Source organism: Rhizobacter sp. P3_B12, from assembly GCF_056402895.1.
In genome coordinates this window covers 1-566 of the sequence record NZ_JBFUGN010001753.1, presented here as the reverse complement: position 1 = coordinate 566, position 566 = coordinate 1, and the positions used below count along the sequence as shown (strand labels likewise).

The window sequence follows — 566 nt, the reverse complement described above, 5'->3', positions numbered from 1 at the left end:
GGGTTGCGCACAGCGCATGAAGGGATTGATGCGGCGCTCCTGCGCGATCGAGCTCGGCAGCGTCGCGCGGCCGTCGGCGCGCAGCGATTCGCAGCGTGCGGTGTAGTCGAGCAGGTCGCGGTTGTGCGGCTCGACGGCGCGTGCGAACTTCAGGTTCGACAGCGTGTACTCGTGCGCGCAGCACACCCGCGTGTCGCCGGGCAGCGCGGCCAGGCGCGACAGCGAGCGGTGCATCTGCGCCGGCGTGCCCTCGAAGAGCCGGCCGCAGCCGCCGGAGAAGAGGGTGTCGCCACAGAAGAGGATCGGCGCATTGCCATCGCCGTCGTGGTCTCCGACGGCGCAGAAGTACGCGATGTGGCCGGCGGTGTGCCCCGGCACGTCGATCACCTCGAAGCGCAGGCCGAGCCACTCGGCGGCATCGCCATCGCGCAAGGGGGTGAACGGGGTGGGGATCTTCTCGCGCGCCGGCCCGTAGACGGGGCCTTCGAGGCGCGGCCGCAGCGCATCGACGCCGCCGACATGGTCGCCATGGTGATGGGTCACTAGAATCGCCGACAGCCTCAGGC

1 protein-coding gene is annotated in these 566 nt (G+C 70.8%); it reads right to left on the bottom strand.

What is annotated here, in order from left to right:
- On the bottom strand, nucleotides 1-566 hold a 566-nt coding region (gloB, locus tag AC1D01_RS38050; protein WP_477875178.1), incomplete at both ends, for a hydroxyacylglutathione hydrolase.